The organism is Asticcacaulis currens (assembly GCF_028550395.1).
Lineage (GTDB): Bacteria > Pseudomonadota > Alphaproteobacteria > Caulobacterales > Caulobacteraceae > Asticcacaulis > Asticcacaulis currens.
Genome location: NZ_JAQQKW010000001.1, coordinates 617,519 through 634,032 on the forward strand (window position 1 = coordinate 617,519; position 16,514 = coordinate 634,032).

Here is a 16,514-nt window from a genome sequence, read left to right on the forward strand (position 1 = left end):
TTTGTCAAGGTGCCTACCCCCGAACCAGCGTGCACCCGGCGGAATAGACCAGCAGCAGGGACGGGGCCGGGGGTATTGAGGGCAGGGGCGTACCGTTTTCCCGATAGGCAAAGCCTCCGATGCGATAAATGCCGGCCTGAGTCTCATCGCGCTGCGCCGTCTGCGGGCGTACCTGCCCGACGATTTCGACCAGCGCGCGGTCATAGAGCTTAAGGCCTGAAAACTTCGATTTACGCATGGACGCACTCCCTGCACAAACCGTGAACGATCAGGGTTAATGCCGGGTTAACCGACCCGCAAGGGCAGGGCTTTCGGCCCGCGCAGCGACAGGCTGGGTTTGAACTGTGGCTCGGCGCTCAATGCGATGCTCTGAAACCGCGACAGAAGCGTCGCGAAGGTCGCTTCCATATTCATGCGCGACAGGTGGTTACCCAGGCAGAAGTGGGGCCCGGCGGCAAAGGCCAGATGGCGGTTGGGCGTCCGCCCAATGTCGAAGCGGTCGGCGTCGGCAAAGACCTCCGGGTCGCGGTTGGCAGAGGCGTACAGTAGGCCGATCTTCGTGCCCTTGGGTATCTCCCAGCCATTGACTTGCATGTCTTCTGCGGCAAGACGATGGAAGAAGGGCAGCGGCGCGTCATAACGGAACATCTCCTGAATGGCTGTCGGCATCAGGGTGGGATCGCTGCGCAGACGCTGAAGCTGATCCGGGTGGCTCAGCAGCGCCGTCAGGCCGTTGCCCATGGCGTCGATAGTCGAGCCGTGCCCGGCCATCAGGATCAGCATACAGGTCGAGATATATTCATCCTCGCTCAGTTCGCCCGCGTCCCAGCGTCTCAACAGCCGCGAGATCAGGTCATCCTGCGGGCGTTTGCGCCGCTCATGAGACAGGTCGATCAGGTAGTCATAGAAGGTTTTGGTGGTGCGTTCGGCCAGGGCTTTGCGGGCGTCGGTGCGGTCGATATCGAAATACTGCACGATGTCTTCGGACCACACGCGCAACTGCGCACAGTCTGTATCCGGTACGCCCAGAAAGCGGCCGATGACCCGCCCCGGTACATACACGGCCAGATCGTTGATAAAGTCGAACTCTGAGCCCACCGCGTCGAACAGTTCCGACACATAGGCCTCAACCCCGGCTTTCAGCCGCTCGACCTGGGACGGGGTGAATTCACCGAACACCAGCCGGCGCAGCCGTTGATGCCCCGCGCCATCGGAATTCAGCATCGAAAACTGCACGAAGCGCGCATGGTAGGGCATGTCGTGCCAGTTCTGGGCGCGGCGATCGGCTTCGATCCCTTCGGCGCTCAGACGATGATCGAGCGAACGAAGTGACAAGGGATTGAGGGCGGCGGCCTGCACATCCGCAAAGCGAGAGAACAGCCAGATGTCAAAGGGCGCGAAGTAATAGGGCGCATTCAGGGCCCGCAGGCGCGCATAGGTCGGGTAGGGGTTACGGGTGAATTCAGCCCCCAGCGGATCGAAGAGGGCGGGATGGGCGGCAGAAGGATCGGGCAGACGCATGAGGTAAGCCTGTGCGGAGGGCTCTCCCCTGTCAAGCGGCCGCAGGGGCTGAAAATGGAATGGGTTTGCCTTGGGCGCCAAATAACAGCATATTGCGAGACTGAAACGCCTCTCAGGACCCCGTCGGATCATGCCGCCTGAGCTTCATATTCTGATCGTCGATGACAATCGCGGCGACGCGGTGTTGTTGACCCGTGCCCTTAGTGCGGTTCTGAGCGCCACCGTTATCGACGCGGCGGCTTCGGGCGAAGAGGCCTTGCAGCGCCTTCTGGGCGAAGGACCGTTCAGCGGGCACCCCCTGCCGACACTGGTGCTGCTCGATTGCCGCTTGCCGCGACTGAGCGGTTTTCAGGTGCTGGAAAAGGTGCGCACCGATCCGGCCCTTAAAGGGATTCGCGTGGTGCTGATGTCCGGGCTGGTGACGGCGGAGCACGTGGCCGAAGGCGAGCGCTGCGGCTCGGACGGGCATATCGAAAAGCCCGACAGCCCCGCCGCCTTTGATGCGCTGGCTCAGGCTCTGGCGCGGTTTTCAGCGCAGGCCGCCAAGGGTGAATGTTCGCATTTTCGCTTCCCCGACGGCCTGCCACATCGTTTTTAACAAACGGGGTTCAGGCCTTGGGCAGGCTGAAGGAGATGGCCGTGCCGTCGTCCGATGAACCGATGCCGATTTGCCCACCGTGCATCAGGACGATCTTGCGCGCCAGGGTGAGGCCCATGCCGGCGCCGTCATAGACGTCGTCATTATGCAGCTTGCGCAAAGGGCGGAACACGTCGTCGTGGAACATCGGGTCGATGCCGATCCCATTGTCGGTAATCGAAATCCAGTAAGCCTGTTCGGTTTCTTCGCAGCCGATGTCGATGACCAGAGGCTGGTTGCGGCGACGGAATTTGATGGCATTGTCGATCAGCATGTAAAAAAGCTGATAGAGGCGATTGGGGTCGCCACTGACCTCCGGCAGATTGCCGGGGTTCAGCGTGCCACGGATCATGTCGAGATCGGTCTGACGGTTCATGTGCACGCGTGCCACGATCTCTTCCAGATCGACCTTCTGATCCAGACGCGGCACGGTGTTGAGACGCGAAAACTGCAACAGGCCGTGCAAGATTTCCTGAAGTTTTTCGCCGCTTTCCAGAACCATGGACAGGTTGGTACGGGCGTCATCCGTTTCGGGCACCGGGGCCTGTTCCACCAACAGACGGGAAAATTCCACAAGGGACCGTACCGGTCCAGCCAGATCGTGTGAAACGATGTAGGCGAAGTCCTTGAATTCCTCCGCCGGGTCCATTTCGGTCATGCTCCTTATTTGATATTTTTGCATGTTGGGCTCCGTGCCTGAATGGAAGGTTATACCGCTTACTCTTCGTCGCGTACCCTGGCCCCATAGTACGCCTGAACTATTCCCATGATTGGCTTTTGCAATCCCATGAACCTGTTACATATACGCCCGCACAACCTTACAGAGATTTAAACGCAAACAGAAAGCACATAAATTTGATTGTTTTTATTACCTATAAAGCGTCTCAATCTCATTCTCACATCGCGAAAAAGCCCCGACGCTAGGGCCGGGGCTCTGAGCCTATACAGAGGTGATATAGGAATTCTATTGGGCTTTCACGACGGTGACCTTCGCCTTGGGCGGGGCCTTCATGCCTTCGCCGATAAAGTAGGACGGCCACGGCGGCTGATTATAGGCGGTGTTCTGCCAGGCGATGGCCGCCCGATATTGCGGGTCCTGCATGAGCGTAGTGAACTTGTAGGGGGTTGGGATAGGGGTCGAATAGATGCGCAGCGAAAGATTATCCTCGCTGCGTAACACCACTTCTTCGCGCCAGTCACCGAACAGGTCCGCCGACAGGGCCGGAGTCGATTTGGTGCCATTGTTTGACGCCGTGCCCTGAGCGTCGAGGATCACCTTCGATTCGGATGTGTTCCAGTCCCACTTATAAACCTTGGTGCCGTCGAGCAGCTCGCGCAGCAGATCGCCGTCCCACCACACCATGAAGTTTACCTGTCGCGGGTGCTTGTCCGATATGACATTGCCTTTGACGTCGTAGAGATTGGGACTGTTTGAGGCCCAGAACTCCGCGCCCGGATGGCGCGGATCGATGTCGCCCGCCACGCCGCGCCCGGTGTCCTTGTCGGCGGGTACCTTGAAGATGACTTCGCCAGTACGCGCGTCGAGCAGGGCCGCGCCCGTATTACCGGACATCTTCATATTTTCATGTACGCCCCATTTTTCGAGGCCCGGACGGTTCGGATCGAGGTCGGACACGTGCATGGCGTCGCCGTGGCCCATGCCGGTCGTCCACAAAGGCTGGCCATCGTCATTGATGGCCATGGCTCCATAAACGATTTCCTGCTTACCGTCGCCATCGACATCCGCCACGCTGAACTGATGGTTGCCCTGCCCGGAATAGCCCGGCGGCACGCCCGCCGCTTCGGAGTCGAAATACCAGCGCTTGATCAGCTTGCCGCCTTTGTAATCAATGGCGGCAATGGTGGTGCGGGCATAGTAGCCGCGCGCGAAGATGGCGCTGGGGTGTTCGCCATCAAGCCATGCCGTCCCGGCCAGAAAGCGATCGCTGCGGTTGCTGTAGGCATCGCCCCAGCGGGCCGTCGCTTCGGCATCGGTCGGGTTGTCGCCGTTTGGGCCGCGCGGCGACGGATAGGGGATGGTATCGACCACCTTGCCTGTCGTGCCTTCGAAGACGCTGAGATATTCCGGCCCTTTGAGAATGCGTCCGGTCAGACGCGCCATAAGCTTGCCGTCCTCGGTCTGACGCGAGCCGGTCCGGTCTTTGTTTTCGATCTCACCGGCCGGTGTGACCCAGTCGGCAGTGGCGTCACCGATCACCTTACCCTGCGCGTCGATGGTGCCGTCTGCGGTCTTGACGATCAGTTCCGCCTTGCCGTCTCCGTCATAGTCTGCCACCTGAAACTGTGTATAGTGCGCTCCAGCGCGTATGTTACGTCCCAGATTGATGCGCCACAATTGCTTTCCGTCCAGCGTATAGGCATCGAGCAGCACCGGCCCGGTGTAGCCGCCCTGGCTGTTATCCCTGGCATTGGTCGGGTCCCACTTGAGGATGATCTCATAGCGGCCATCGCCGTCCAGATCGCCGACCGAGGCGTCATTGGCCGTATAGCTATAGGCCTGACCGTCGGGTGTGGTGCCGTCAGCGGGCTTGTTGAGCGGTATAGACAGATAGCCGTCAATGCGCAGGGCTTTGGAGGCTGGGCCTTCCTTACCGCCCGCGACTTCGCGCACCTCATAGCTGGCGGCGTTGGTCCCGCTCTCATCCTTGAAACTGGTCGTGCGGGTGACCGGTCTGGCGGTCAGCTTACGGCCGTTACGATAGACGTTGAAGCCCAGTGTGGGGGCATCGGTCACGAGCGCCCGCCAGCTAACCAGCACACCCGTGTCCGCGGTAACGGCGACGGCACCGCGATCGAGATATTCGACCCTGACGCTCGGTGCCTCCGCAGCCAGGGCGTGCGCCGCCCCCAGGGTCAGGGTCGCACTAATCAGAAGAGAGGTCTTGAATGTCGGGATTGTCATATGTGTTCCTCCGAGGCGTGGCTTTTCACCTCTTGCCGCCGCTTTCGGGAACTTCTACGCGCCAGCCGGGCGGACCTGTCGGCAGCGTTAGCACAAATCTGCCTTATTCCAATCGAAAATGATCGAAAATGATCTTTTTCCTCGTGTCTCTACACAAGCCTCTTTCGGTTTTGATGTACAATGGCCTGACGTTCGAAAGGGAACCTGAAAAATCTATAATGCCCTGAAAGAAAAGCGTTAAAGTTGAAATCAAGTTCTGACGAAAAGGCAGCCCGGCTTCAGCGTGCAAATTTCATAACCCCTTTCGGAATATGAATAATTTGGTAGGTCGGCATGAATTGTGTGACATTTGTGTTACTTTTGACCGGGAATGTGGGCCAATTGTCCGACCTAAGGCCAATTATGATCACATTGTGGCTTGACTTATCAGCTTCGATCAATGAGGATCAAGGTTATCCAACAGGTTGTTGCGTCAGAGGCCCGTACAAAAACGAAGGGTCCTGGCAGGGGAGTGAAAAGCCGGAAGGTGTTTTCCGAACTGACGGATATGTGTGTGTGCCTGCGCCTTAACTAGCGGCGGGGCCGGTTCTGTCGTCTGGATTCGTTTTCTGTGAAAGCGGCGCGCCGTCGTGCGTGTCTGCCTGTTTATCCCCCCATGCAGTCTAGGGACCAACACAGTTCTTAAGGGGCATGTCGTTTCGGCGACATATCGGAGGAATAAATGCAGAAGTCACCCTCAAAGTCACCCAGATCATCTTTCGCTAAATATTTGATGGCCGGCTCGGGCATGGTCATGCTTGCGGTCTCCGGCGTGACCTATGCGCAGGAAGCTGCGAAAGGTGATGAGGCCGTAGAGACGGTTATCGTTGTCGGTTCGCGCGCATCGCAACAATCGGCTATTGACCGGAAGAAAAAAGCTAGAACCGCTCAAGACTCCATCGTTGCCGATGACGTTGGTTCTTTCCCCGACCGGAACCTCAATGAAGCCCTGTCACGTATTCCTGGGATGGCCATCACGCGCAACGGTGCAGGTGAGGGCGATGGTGTTTCTCTGCGAGGCAATGGTCCCGACCTGACCCGCGTTGAAATGGATGGTATGGGCGTCATGTCGTCGGGATTTGACGTCGCGGTGAGTGGTGCAAACGGCGGCGGGCGATCGGCCGATCTGCGTGAATTGCCTGCCGATCTGATTAAGAGCGTTGATGTCGTTAAAGGCAATACTCCGGATATGACCGAGGGCGGTCTGGGCGGCAGCGTTCTCATCAAAACGCGTTCGGGCCTGGATTTCAAAAAGCCCTATTTCCAGATGCGTGTTGCAGGTGATCGTAACTCGCTGAGCCAAAAGTGGTCGCCAGATATTAACATTGTGGCGTCTAGAAAGTTCTTTGACAATCGCCTTGGCGTCATATTCAATATTAATAAATCGCGTCGTTTGAACGACAGCCACGCCCTTAATAATGCCGGCACAAACAATCGCGCGGGCTACACGCGGTTTGCTGATTTTGACAATTCACCAGATAAAACCTTTACGTTTAATCCGTCTTTGGTTGCTGGTGATTTGGCGAACATTCCCGTTTTGCAATCGCCATTGGCAGCCGCCCCAACGACTTTCTTTAACTCAGCTACCCCGGTTGAAATCCTAACGAAATCGGCGGCAGCTAAGACCAAGGCGGAATGTCTGGCAGCATTTCCGACCTTAACAGATGCGCAACTCAATACTATTCAGGCGGGTAGTAACAATGCGACCCGACAAGCGGCTCAAGCTCAGCGAATCAATGAGCAAATCACCTGCCTGAACCAGTGGAACGATTACGCGCCGAACCTTGTACGGGATCAGCGCCTGACACAATATGAAGATCGTTTGGCTTGGGATCTCCGTGTCGACTACCGTGTCACGGATCACTTGTCTGTTTACGCGAAGTATCAGGTCACGGATCGGTCGCAACGGGAGGATAACCGTCAGCGCACGCGAGGAGGGGTGACCTCTATTTCCGTGCCCACAGTTGGGTTTGTGACCCAAAGTCTTACCACAAATACCAACATCCCGACGAATTCGTTAAATGTCTTAACGCCTGTCGCGGGCTCAGGTTACTACATTTACAACGGCGGAATGCCGACCACTTCGGCTGTTTTTGACCAAACGCTTGGTGGCTCTGTCGTAAACATGTCCTTCCCGACATCAGGTGTTGCCGTTAATGTTGTCCCCGGATCGATCGTGATGGATAAAAACCATCACCTGACCCAGTTCGATATTACGAATGGCACTGTAAACATCGATCATATTCGAAATGACCAAGTTTGGAAAAACAATTACTTCCTTGCAGGTGGTGAATATAAAAACGGGCCGCTTCTGATTGAATTCCAAGCCAGTCAAGCTGACGCCTCGTATTCGCGTTATGACAAACGTGTTTCACGCTCTTACAACTACGGTAACGCGACTATGCGCGCCCTACCGGCCAGTGGCGTTTGGACCTTTGATCTACCTGCGACATTTGATCAGGACAACATGGCCAACTTTGTGCAGTTGGCCGCCCCAACCGCCGTGGGGCAGCCGGCTTATGCAACCTATGGCATTCAGTACAATCCGCGTCGGACCGAAAGCGAGGAACTCCAAGCCAAGTTTGATTTGACCTATCGTATTGACGATCAGTTACCCTTCTTCAAACGGTTCAAAACCGGCGCAAGCTATCGTGAACTGACGACAGATTATTGGGGTGCAGGGGGGTACCTTCCTAAGCCTGGGGTCTCCGTTCCCACAAACACGCTGCGTGGCGTTGTTCGTGCGTGTGAAAATGTAGCGACCACGACGGCCGCCAATGCCTGTGCCTATGGCTACACGCCCAACGCTGTAACTGGGACCGCGACTAACTGGCTGTTTGGTACAGAAACTCTGACTCGTGACCAGATGATCGCGATCTGGAACAACAGCCTGGAGAAAAACGCCGACACCTTTATGAATGGCTACGAAGGCATCGACGGTCTGACGAACTGGACCAGCATTGACGTCGATAAATTCTATGCTCAGCTCGCCAGCACTGGCAACTACAACTTTAATTGCCTCAAGGTCTGTAAGGGCTCGGATGGAAACCTTTATGAACAGCCTAAGAGCAACTCTGTAGAGACGATTACCGCTGCCTATTACATGATCGACTTCGAACAGAAGTTGCCTTTTAATATGGAATTTGGTGGCAACTTCGGTATGCGTATGGTCAAGTCGGAAGTAACCGGCTCTGGCTATGTTGGCCTGTCCTCGATTCGCAAGACCGCTGCCTATAATCCGGCTAACCCGAACCTTGCCGCCGGGATTACGACGACGACCATTACCAAGCCGGTGTTTATCGATAGATCCTACACCGACTGGCTACCGAGCTATAATGCTTATCTCTGGGTGATCCCCGATCAAGTGGTGATGCGCTACTCATGGTCTAAAACAGTGGCCCGCCCGCCGGTAGGTCGTCTGTGGCCAGCAGGCACTTGTACAAACGATGAGCGAAATGAAGGTGTGTTCGATGCTGATGGATCCGTTAAGGATATGACCTGCACGACCTTCGGCAACCCTGACCTGAAGCCCTATCAGGCGACGAAGAACAACACGTCTCTTGAGTGGTATCCGAATAAAGACACGTCGGTTTCTCTCGCCTATTATCGCCAGAAGGTACGTGTTGGTGCGCCTATTACCGTTCAACGTACCAATATCGCGGTATTCGCAGGTACCGACGAGATTGATCCGGTAACCGGCGCACCTTTGTCCAGCCTCGATTTCACCTATAACACTTACGTTAATGGTCCAGGCTACGTTCAGAGTGGTTGGGAGTTCGCGACCAAAACAGCCTTCACATTCCTGCCATGGAAACTGAAGTACACGGGTTCAGATTTCAACGTCTCGACTACCAAAGCGGGGAACGCGGTCACCTTTATCGATCCCATTACGGGTGAAGGGATGGATCCGCAGAACCAGGCTAAGTACTTCGTTAACTGGACCCTTTGGTATGATGATGGAAAAACAAACGCACGTCTGGCATATCAGGCTCGCGACCAGGTTTTCCTTTGTGTATCAGGCTGCGGCGACACCTCTGTAAATAACTTCCCCAACCTCAATCCGGCGAACCTCGTCAGATTGCCTTACAATCCAGGTGAGCCCTATTATACGAAAGCCTACAAATATCTTGACGCAAAGATCACCCATAAGCTGACTCCCAACATGGAGTTCTACTTCGAAGGGAGGAACTTGTTGAAGGAGGCCAACGTGACCATTGGATCGACTAACCGCGGTTTCTCTGACATCAGTGAAAACCCTTGGTCCGTGGCCTATGGCGGTCGTCGCTTCACGGTTGGCATGATCTATAAAATGAATTAACTCGAAGCTCTGATCTGTTAGCCGCCGTCCGGTTCTCCGGGCGGCGGTTTTTTTATTGACGGAATGGTTTTTGGATCAAGTTTGGACAAAATTGAGCAACACTGCGCCGGAAGCGACCACATCCACCGTTCAAGTCGCTGATTACAAATTAAGGGCTGGGAACCATGAACACTCTCTCTCGTCGCCATCTTCTGCAATCCGCGGTGGCTTTATCGGCCCTGAGCGCTCTGACTACGGTGGCTAGGGCGGCGGCCCCGGCGAAGGTCCGTCCGGTCGCTTCGACCGATCTCAAATGGCTCGACGGAACACCGGCGGCTTTTGAAGGGGCGACGCTGGGGGTGCCGTGGCCGCGCGGTACAGTGAAGCCTGCCAAGGGCAAGGTGCCGGAGTTCAAGCTGGGTGAGGTGCCTGTGCAGTCGTGGCCACTGGCCTATTGGCCTGACGGTTCGCTGAAATGGACGGCGCACGCGGTGCCGGCCGGGACCAAACCCGCCGGCCTATCGCTAGTGCCGGGCAAGGCCACCACACCCGCCAAAGCCGTCAGCGTCAAACAAGAGGCGACCGCCGTGACTGTCACCTCCGGTGATCTGATGTGGGTGGTGCCGACTTCGGGGGAGCATCTGATCGCCACCGCCACCCGTGCTGGCCGCCTAACGCTCAAGGAGATGAAGCTGGTCGCCTTGCGGCAGAATGCGCCCGATCTCGACGCCACGGGCAGCGTCAGCCAGCAAAATTTCACCAGCAAGATCAGCAAGGTCACGGTCGAGCAGACGGGGCCAGTGCGCGCGGTGCTCAAGATCGAGGGCGTGCATTCGGGGAATGGTCGCGACTGGCTGCCCTTTTCGGTGCGGCTCTATTTCTATGCCGGTTCCGAAAGCGTGCGCATCGTGCACTCCTTCATCTATGACGGTGACCCTTTTAAGGACTTTATCCGAGGCCTAGGCGTCACCGCCAAAACCCCGATGACCGAAGAGACGCACAACCGCCATATCCGCCTGACCGGCGACGGGGTGGGTGTGTGGGGTGAGGCGGTGCGTCCGCTGACCGGTCTGCGCCGCACTGTGGGCAAGGGGCTGGGCATTGCTCAGGTCGAAGGCAAGGCCGTGGCCGTCGCCGACATGGCCAAGCCGGTGCAGGACGGTTTGAAATGGATACCCGAGTGGGGTGATTTCACCCTGTCGCAACTGACGCCCGATGGCTACACCATCAAAAAGCGCACGCGGGCGGGTCACGCCTGGATCGACTCCAATGCCGGGACGCGCAGCAAGGGGCTGGCCTATGTCGGTGGCGCGAGCGGCGGCGTGGCGCTGGGCTTCAAGGACTTCTGGCAGCGCTCGCCGACGCAGCTTGATGTGCGCAATGCCCATACGGAGATGGCCGAGATCACCGCGTGGCTGTGGTCGCCGGACGCCCCGGCCATGGATGTGCGTCCCTATCGCTCGGCTGACGGCATGGACACGCATCCGGAAGAGATCGAAGGCCTCAACATCACCTATGAGGACTACGAAAAGGGCTGGGACACGGCGACCGGCGTGGCGCGGACTTCAGAACTGAACCTGTGGGTGCTGGGGGCAACGCCCTCGCATCAGGTGTTCTCGGATATGGCCGAGCAAGTCGCCAATCCGGCGCGTCTGGTGCTTTCGCCGGAACGCATCCACTCATGCGGCGTCTTTGGCGACTGGGACGTGGCCAATTCATCGACGCCGGCGCGCAAAATCCTCGAAGACCGCCTGACCTATCAGATCGACTACTACATGAAGGAGGTCGATCAGCGCCGCTGGTACGGCTTCTGGACCTATGGCGATGTGATGCACACCTACGATGCGGAGCGTCACATGTGGCGCTATGACATTGGCGGTTATGCCTGGGACAATTCTGAACTCTCGACCGATCTGTGGGTCTGGTACAGCTATCTTCGTACGGGCCGCGCCGACGTGTTTAAGTTTGCCGAGGCCATGACGCGGCAGACGGGCGAGGTCGATGTCTATCACCTCGGTCGCTTCAAAGGCTTTGGCACGCGCCATGGCGTGCAGCCGTGGTCGGATTCGTCCAAGCAGCCGCGCGTGTCGAATGTCGCCTATCGCCGCATCTACTATTACCTGACGGCCGATGAGCGCGTCGGTGACCTGATGCGTGATCTGGTCGATTCCGACTATGCGCTGGAAAATGTCGATATTTCGCGCAAGCTTCCGCCTGCACCGGGGCGCGAGCGTCCGAAGGGCGTCGTGGCCTCCGGCTTCGGGACGTCATGGGGCGCGTTTCTGGGCGCGTGGCTGACCGAATGGGAGCGCACGCAGGATACGCGCTGGCGCGACCGTATCGTCAACGGCATGACCACCATTGCTGGCCTCAAACGACGCTGGTTCGCCGGCGAAGCGCCCTATGACCTGAAGACCGGTAAGTTCCTCGGCGACGGCGATTACATCAGCGTCTCACACCTCAATGCCGTCTTCGGTGTGGTCGAAATGACGTCCGAGCTGTGGGAGCTGGTTGATGTGCCCGCTTATCGCAAGGCGTGGCTGGAATATTGCCGCTACTACAATGCGCCGAAGGCCGAGATCGTGGCGCTTCTGGGCAAGGACCCGGGCGGGCGCAATCTGCGCGATGCCCACTCGCGCCTGACGGCTTTTGCCGCCTTCCATGAAAAGGACAAGGCTTTGGCGCTGCGGGCATGGAGCGAGTTCTTCGGCAATGAAGGGCGCGAATCTGATGGTGGGTTGAACCGCCGCACCCAGCATATCGAAGGTCCGGCTGTCCTGCGTCCGCTGGACGAAGACCCAACGCTCTCGACTAACGGCACGGCGCAGTGGGGATTGTCGGCCATTCAGAATCTCGCCCTGATCGGCGACAGTCTGGACGAGGCGGCGAAAACCGCCGGACTTTTGTAGAGACAGAAGCCAGCATAAAAAAACGCACCGGCCGGGGAGGGGGCGGTGCGTTTTTGCTTCATCTTCGGGGGGGGGACAAAGATGGCATGTCGGCCGGAGGGGAACTGCCATAAACTGGCGGTCAGGTCCTGGGCTGGGGGGCTGTTCAGGGGGTGGACCCGACGAACCGATCCGGCCGACACTCATCTTGTATAGGCCAATATAGGCGCCTAAACGGCTGAAATGAGGTCATTTTGGGGTGGGTTCATTTCTTTGGGAAACGTGATCGTGATGCCACCGTTTGCATGGACCCGGTTGTGACGACAGGCGTCAAGCCTCTTGTCTTTTCACAGGATCAGGCGAGTATGAACCGGGATTGATGAGAGGTTCGCCGCATGAGCTTTCAGGATCAGGGCACAGGGTTTGTCGCCGCGCCGAAAGGGCCGGTCTTTTTTGAACGGCGGGAACTGGAGCTGATTCTCAGACTGTATGGGCGTAAGGTGGCGTCGGGAGACTGGCGCGATTATGGCATAGATAGCCTGCCCGATGTGGTGGCTTTCAACATCTTCCGTCGTAGCGGTGAGGCTCCCGTCTATCGCATCGAAAAACGCCCGTCGCTTGCGCGCAAACAGGGGGCGTTTGCCGTGTTCAATCAGAACGGCATGGTGCTCAAACGCGGGCGCGAACTGGAGCCGGTGTTGAGCGTGCTCGACAAGACCAAGCTGGATGTGATCGGGTAAGGATGTTTCGCCACGAAAAACACGAAAAGGCACGAATATTGCGCGCTTGATCCGTCCTTACCCCCGTCGCTTTTGACCAAACAAAAACCCCGCCGGAATGCTCCGACGGGGTTTCAGGTTCAGGCCTGAGCCTCATTTAGTTGCGGTTGCCAAACAGGCGCAGCAGGCTGAGGAACAGGTTGATGAAGTTGATGTAAAGGCCCAGAGCGCCGATATAGGTCATGGCCGCCAGACGGTTCTGCGAAGCGCCGCCCATGTCATAATACATTAGCTTGAGCGACTGAGTCTGGAAGGCGATCAGGCCAGAGAAGACCAGAACGCCAATGGCCGAGATGACCACTTCCATCATGGGCGACTTGAACAGGAAGACGTTGAGCAGGCTCACCCCGATCATGCCGAGCACCGCCATATACAGGAAGGTGCCCCAGCCGGTCATATTGACCTTGGTGGTGTAACCGATCAGCGACAGGCCGCCGAAGGCGATAGCCGTGATCAGGAACATCTGCGCGATGGAGGTACCGGTATAGAGGATGGCGATGGACGAGAGCGACACGCCCATGACGGCCACGAACAACCAGTAGAAGCCCCCCGCCTTGGCGGCGTTCAGTTCCCGCATGAACACGCCGGAGATGAGGCTCAGGCCCAGCGGTGCAAACAGGAACACGTAACCGAGCATAGTGTAGCCGGTGATGTACTGGCCATCGGTCTTGTACAGCAGTTGCAGGATGGCGGGCGTATTGGCCACGGCGTAGGCAATGGCCGCCGTTACGACGAGGCCGAGTGCCATCTTCTGATAGATGCCGAGCAGAAACTTTTTGAGGCCCTGGTCCCTTGCCATATCGCTGGCGGAGGGGGTCGAAACCGAGTAGGTATCTTCGAATTGCATGGTATTCCCTGTGGAAAAGCCTTTCGCTTAGCCCTTAATATGGTCCTAAAACCACAGTCTGACAAGGGAGGCGTGCGCCCCCTGAGCCGCGTGCAACCGATTTAGTTGGTCCGCAACCCTTCACACAGTCTTGCAAAGGTTTGTGGTTTTCCCGTGTTGGAGACTTGGTCGTATGGAGGTAAAATAAAACCATGATGCATTTGCCGCTCCGTTCCGTCCTGTTCGTCCCCGCCGCCAATGACAAGGCGATGTCAAAAGTCGCGACGCTGGCGGCCGACGCCCTGATCCTCGATCTGGAGGACTCTGCTGGTGTGGCGGAGAAAGCCGAGGCGCTGAAGCGCGTGGTTCGCGCCCTTGAGGCCGGTGGATTTGTTGCGCCGGTGGTTCTGGTGCGCGTCGATCCGGAGCTAAAGACGCCGATTTTGCAGGCCCTGACGCGATTTGTCGGGCACGGGCTGCACGGCTATGCCGTGCCCAAGGTGGGTTTGCCGGTGCATCTGCATGGCTATGAAGCGCCGGTCTGGGCGATGATCGAGACGGCGAAGGGCGTGCTGAACCTGCGTGAGATCTGTACGGCACCCGGCCTTCAGGGCCTGATCGCCGGGCCGAATGATCTGCGCGCTGATCTGCGCGTCTCGGCAACGCCTGAACGCACGGAGTTGCAACTGGCCCTGTCCCACATCGTTCTGCATGGCCGCGCCTTTGGCCTCAGCGTCATCGACGGGGTCTATAATGCCTTCCGCGATGAGGAGGGACTGCGGCGCGAATGCGAAAATGGCCGCGGGCTGGGCTTTGACGGCAAGACGCTGATTCATCCGGCGCAGATCGCCGTCGCCAATGCGGTGTTTGCGGCGACGGCGGCGCAGCTCGACTGGGCCCGCGCCGTGGTGGCGGCCTTTGCGCAGCCCGAAAACGCCGACCGCGGTGTGGTGTCGGTCAATGGCGAGATGGTCGAGCGGATGCACCTCGCCACGGCGCAGCGGTGGTTGGCGGCTACGGCTTTGTCTTAGGCGTCTCCGCCCCGAACAGGGCGCGGGCCATGACCTGATAGAGATAGGTCGAATCCACGGTCGAACGCACCAGATAGGCCTGCGGGCCGCGCGCATAGACCGGCACGTCCTCACCGCCGTGCGCCGCGCTCGACATGCCGAAGAGGGCCGGATTGGTGAAGCCCAGCGCCTCGGTCTCCTCAGCCGTATAGCCGCCCGTGTGCGGGTGCTCGCCGCCCGGGCCGGTGGCGTAGCTGAGCAGCGGATAGGCCTTGTCGCCCTGACCCGACACGCCGTCGATGCGCCCGTCGCGCGGTGCATAGCCAGACAGGGTCAGGCCGTGGCTGTGGTCGGCGGTAATCAGGATCAGCGTGTCGCTGGGGTCGGTCTTGGCCAAGGCGATGCTCACCGCCTTGGCCAGTTCATCGACATCGTGCAGGGCGCGGTGGGCGTCATTCTTGTGGTGCCACTTGTCGATCGAGGCGGATTCGACCAGCAGGAAATAGCCCTTGTCATTGCGCGACAGGAGGTCGATGGCCTTTGCGGTCATCTCATCGAGACCCGGCACATCCTGCGGCTTATCGAGCGGCGAGGGCAGGTCGCCTTTGCTGAACAGGCCCAAAACCGGACCGGCGGTTTTGGTGTTCAGCGCCTCAAGCTGCGCCTTGCCGGTCAGGACGGCGGCGTTTTTCTGTGCCTTCCATTCGGCGGTAAGGTCGCGGCCGTCCTTGCGTACGCCGCCAGCGGTCACGGGCAGGAAGTCTTCGAGATCGCCACCCATGGCGACGTCAAGGCGCAGCGCCGCCGGGGCCTGCACCAGTTGCCGCGCCAGATCGGTGCAGCCCGCGGCCACGGCTTCGGGCGGCAGGTCGGCGTCCGAGCGCCAGTTGCGCGTCGAGGTGTGGCCATAGGTGCCGACCGGGGTTGCGTCCGTAATGCCGGAAGTGGTGACGGCACCGGCAGAGCGGCCCGACAATTTGGCCTGTTCGGCGATGGTCATGACGCGTGCCGCTTCGACGCCGTCGCAGCTTTTGCTTTTCACATCCGCATTGACGCCGATGGCACCGTTGATCGTTTTGACGCCGGTGGTGATGGCCGAGATACCGTTGGCAGAGTCGGTAACCAGATTATTGGCCGAGAAGGTCTTGGAGAAGGCCGTATAGGGCAGGGCTTCGAACGACAACACGTAGCTGGCCCCGTCCTGACCGCGCACCTGCCCGGCCATGATGCGTCCGGCGGTGACCGAATTGATGCCCATGCCGTCACCGATAAACAGGATGACGTTCTTGGCGCGGCCCGTATTGGGCATCTGGGCGGCGGCGGCATCAATAGCGGCCTTCTGCGCTTTGAAGCCCGCGTCCTGCGTCAGGTCGCGCGTGGCGGGAAGGGGAGAAGGCGCGGTTTGCGCGATAGCGGAAAGCGGCAGGCTGAGTGTCGCGAAAAGCAGGCTGAGGACGCGGACGGACATGGCGGAGGCCCCTGAAAGCGACGGCCCCTCCACGGGCGGACGGACCGATAATAAATTAGCCTCTAGCGGGCGCAGATGACAGTCAGGTGACAGAAAAAAGGTCGTTCTCTGACCTTGAGCGCATTT

The 16,514-nt window shown here is 58.5% G+C and carries 11 protein-coding genes; 5 read left to right on the top strand and 6 right to left on the bottom strand.

Annotated features, from left to right (window positions below; translation table 11 throughout):
- Window positions 1-13: 13 nt before the first annotated feature.
- Both PQU94_RS02675 and PQU94_RS02680 read right to left on the bottom strand, forming a co-directional pair.
- On the bottom strand, window positions 14-238 hold the full coding sequence (locus PQU94_RS02675; protein ID WP_272739935.1) for a hypothetical protein: 225 nt from the start codon (window positions 236-238) through the stop codon (window positions 14-16).
- Window positions 239-285: 47 nt separating this feature from the next.
- On the bottom strand, window positions 286-1,521 hold the full coding sequence (locus tag PQU94_RS02680) for a cytochrome P450 (RefSeq protein ID WP_272739936.1): 1,236 nt from the start codon (window positions 1,519-1,521) through the stop codon (window positions 286-288).
- Between the two features lie 130 nt (window positions 1,522-1,651).
- Between PQU94_RS02680 and PQU94_RS02685 the strand changes: the two genes are divergently transcribed.
- Entirely contained in the window at window positions 1,652-2,119 is a 468-nt protein-coding gene (locus PQU94_RS02685) for a response regulator (protein ID WP_272739937.1), read from the top strand.
- Between the two features lie 10 nt (window positions 2,120-2,129).
- On the opposite strand, the gene PQU94_RS02690 is transcribed toward PQU94_RS02685, so the two are convergent.
- Both PQU94_RS02690 and PQU94_RS02695 read right to left on the bottom strand, forming a co-directional pair.
- On the bottom strand, window positions 2,130-2,840 hold the full coding sequence (locus tag PQU94_RS02690) for a sensor histidine kinase (RefSeq protein ID WP_272739938.1): 711 nt from the start codon (window positions 2,838-2,840) through the stop codon (window positions 2,130-2,132).
- A 282-nt stretch (window positions 2,841-3,122) separates the two neighbouring features.
- Entirely contained in the window at window positions 3,123-5,081 is a 1,959-nt protein-coding gene (locus tag PQU94_RS02695; RefSeq protein ID WP_272739939.1) for a rhamnogalacturonan lyase, read from the bottom strand.
- 721 nt (window positions 5,082-5,802) lie between these two features.
- On the opposite strand from PQU94_RS02695, the gene PQU94_RS02700 reads away from it, so the two are divergent.
- The 3 genes from PQU94_RS02700 (at window position 5,803) to PQU94_RS02710 (ending at window position 13,045) form a co-directional block, all read left to right on the top strand.
- Window positions 5,803-9,438 (top strand): TonB-dependent receptor, encoded by a 3,636-nt coding sequence (locus tag PQU94_RS02700; protein ID WP_272739940.1) that lies wholly within the window; start codon window positions 5,803-5,805, stop codon window positions 9,436-9,438.
- A 164-nt stretch (window positions 9,439-9,602) separates the two neighbouring features.
- Complete coding sequence (locus PQU94_RS02705) at window positions 9,603-12,326, top strand: exo-rhamnogalacturonan lyase family protein (RefSeq protein ID WP_272739941.1); 2,724 nt, start codon at window positions 9,603-9,605, stop codon at window positions 12,324-12,326.
- A gap of 374 nt (window positions 12,327-12,700) precedes the next feature.
- Window positions 12,701-13,045, top strand: a complete 345-nt coding sequence (locus tag PQU94_RS02710) for a DUF2794 domain-containing protein (protein ID WP_272739942.1) — start codon at window positions 12,701-12,703, stop codon at window positions 13,043-13,045.
- A gap of 136 nt (window positions 13,046-13,181) precedes the next feature.
- Here the strand turns inward: PQU94_RS02710 and PQU94_RS02715 are convergent, their stop codons facing one another.
- On the bottom strand, window positions 13,182-13,931 hold the full coding sequence (locus PQU94_RS02715) for a Bax inhibitor-1/YccA family protein (RefSeq protein WP_272739943.1): 750 nt from the start codon (window positions 13,929-13,931) through the stop codon (window positions 13,182-13,184).
- 191 nt (window positions 13,932-14,122) lie between these two features.
- Here PQU94_RS02715 and PQU94_RS02720 point away from each other — a divergent pair, with 191 nt between their 5' ends.
- A complete protein-coding gene (locus PQU94_RS02720; protein ID WP_272739944.1) occupies window positions 14,123-14,941 on the top strand; it encodes an HpcH/HpaI aldolase/citrate lyase family protein in 819 nt (272 codons plus the stop codon).
- On the opposite strand, the gene PQU94_RS02725 is transcribed toward PQU94_RS02720, so the two are convergent.
- Complete coding sequence (locus PQU94_RS02725; RefSeq protein ID WP_272739945.1) at window positions 14,925-16,388, bottom strand: alkaline phosphatase; 1,464 nt, start codon at window positions 16,386-16,388, stop codon at window positions 14,925-14,927. The genes PQU94_RS02720 and PQU94_RS02725 overlap by 17 nt on opposite strands.
- Window positions 16,389-16,514: the final 126 nt, after the last annotated feature.

Excerpts from the sequence above, each read along its gene's own strand:
- PQU94_RS02675 (WP_272739935.1), bottom strand. The coding sequence starts at position 238 with ATGCGTAAATCGAAGTTTTCAGGCCTTAAGCTCTATGACCGCGCGCTG.
- PQU94_RS02720 (WP_272739944.1), top strand. The coding sequence starts at position 14,123 with ATGATGCATTTGCCGCTCCGTTCCGTCCTGTTCGTCCCCGCCGCCAAT.
- PQU94_RS02695 (WP_272739939.1), bottom strand. The coding sequence starts at position 5,081 with ATGACAATCCCGACATTCAAGACCTCTCTTCTGATTAGTGCGACCCTG.
- PQU94_RS02685 (WP_272739937.1), top strand. The coding sequence starts at position 1,652 with ATGCCGCCTGAGCTTCATATTCTGATCGTCGATGACAATCGCGGCGAC.
- PQU94_RS02715 (WP_272739943.1), bottom strand. The coding sequence starts at position 13,931 with ATGCAATTCGAAGATACCTACTCGGTTTCGACCCCCTCCGCCAGCGAT.
- PQU94_RS02710 (WP_272739942.1), top strand. The coding sequence starts at position 12,701 with ATGAGCTTTCAGGATCAGGGCACAGGGTTTGTCGCCGCGCCGAAAGGG.
- PQU94_RS02725 (WP_272739945.1), bottom strand. The coding sequence starts at position 16,388 with ATGTCCGTCCGCGTCCTCAGCCTGCTTTTCGCGACACTCAGCCTGCCG.
- PQU94_RS02700 (WP_272739940.1), top strand. The coding sequence starts at position 5,803 with ATGCAGAAGTCACCCTCAAAGTCACCCAGATCATCTTTCGCTAAATAT.
- PQU94_RS02690 (WP_272739938.1), bottom strand. The coding sequence starts at position 2,840 with ATGCAAAAATATCAAATAAGGAGCATGACCGAAATGGACCCGGCGGAG.
- PQU94_RS02680 (WP_272739936.1), bottom strand. The coding sequence starts at position 1,521 with ATGCGTCTGCCCGATCCTTCTGCCGCCCATCCCGCCCTCTTCGATCCG.
- PQU94_RS02705 (WP_272739941.1), top strand. The coding sequence starts at position 9,603 with ATGAACACTCTCTCTCGTCGCCATCTTCTGCAATCCGCGGTGGCTTTA.